Source organism: Streptomyces sp. B1866 (genome assembly GCF_031932565.1).
Lineage (GTDB): Bacteria > Actinomycetota > Actinomycetes > Streptomycetales > Streptomycetaceae > Streptomyces.
Genome location: NZ_JAVSCF010000515.1, coordinates 1 through 1,333, shown reverse-complemented (window position 1 = coordinate 1,333; position 1,333 = coordinate 1). Strand labels below are relative to the sequence as shown.

2 protein-coding genes are annotated in these 1,333 nt (G+C 74.8%); both read right to left on the bottom strand.

The window, feature by feature from the left end; translation table 11 throughout:
- On the bottom strand, nucleotides 1–933 hold a 933-nt coding region (locus tag RKE29_RS29880), incomplete at its 3' end, for a sensor domain-containing protein (protein WP_312008842.1).
- A 130-nt stretch (nucleotides 934–1,063) separates the two neighbouring features.
- Nucleotides 1,064–1,333 (bottom strand): sensor histidine kinase (locus RKE29_RS29875; RefSeq protein WP_369016073.1); only part of this gene is annotated, 270 nt, incomplete at its 5' end.

Below are 1,333 nucleotides of genomic sequence, written 5' to 3'. Positions count from 1 at the left end.
GGCCTCGTCCACCATGCGGGCGGCCGCTTCCGGGTCCTCCTCCAGCTTCTCCCTGGCCAGGCCGAGGTCCATGGCGAGGGCGACGAGGCGGGCCTGGGCGCCGTCGTGCAGGTCGCGCTCGATGCGGCGCAGGTCGGCGGCGGCGGTGTCGACCACCGCGCCGCGGTCCGACTCCAGCTCCCGCACCCGGGTCGCCAGCCGGGACGGGCCGAGCAGCCCGGACACCATCACCCGGTCGACCGCGGCCAGCCCCCGGATCATCCACGGCGTCGCCAGCACCACCAGGGCGCCGGCCGCGCAGGTGGCGGCGACCTCGAAGGGCGTGTCGAGGTAGAAGTCCCGGCCCCCGCCGTCGCCGTCGCCGAAGAGCTGGAGGCCCGGCTGGTCGGTGTAGGCGGGGAAGACCCACTTCCACAGCGGGTAGGTCACCATCAGCCAGCCGTTGCACCAGAACACCGTCGCCATGCAGAAGGCGAACACCGCCCACGGGAAGTGGACCAGCGAGTAGAGCACGTGCCGCCAGGACGTGCCGCTCTTCACCAGCCGCCCGAACCACGCCAGCGGCCCGCGGCGGCCCGCGGCCCGCCCGCGCGGGTCCAGCAGCGGCTCGGGGTCGGCCACGTCGACGCGCAGCAGACGGCGGGCCCGGGCCCGCTCCACCACGCCCAGCCCCCGGCAGCCCGCGAGGGCCGCGCCGAGCACGAACACGCCGAGGAAGGTGACGAGCAGCCCGATGCCGAGGGAGAGCATGGTGACGGCGAAGGTGAAGGTGACGATGGCCATCGGCAGGCTGGTCACCAGGTAGCACAGCTCCCGCCAGGTGCGCGCCTCGAACGGGGCGCGCAGCGCCGCGGGCACCGCGGAGCGCCGGGGCTCGCTGCCCGGTCCGTACGGCTGCTGCGAGCCGTACTCCGATTCGTATGCGGTGGCCATGTCTCGTACGTCCGTCCTTCTGGCTCTCGGGGCGCGGGGTCCGTCTGCTTTCCAGGGTCGCGGCCGGGGACGGGCCGGGCCATGGAGCGAGTGGGCCTGTCGACCGTGGGGCTAACCCCACCCCGCCCGGCTACTCGCCGGGCCGGCGGTCCCGCCAGGGCAGCTCGGCGGTGACGGACGTCGGCCCGCCGTCCGGGGAGTCCACGACGAACAGGCCGTCCACCGAGCCCAGCCGCTCGGCGAGCCCCGCGAGGCCGCTGCCGCCGTCCAGCGTGGCGCCGCCGTGCCCGTCGTCCCGTACCTGCATCAGCAGCCGGTCGTCGGAGCGCCAGACGTCGACGGTGGCGGTGCGGGCGCCGCTGTGCTTGCTGATGTTCTGGAGCAGTTCGGAGACGGTGAA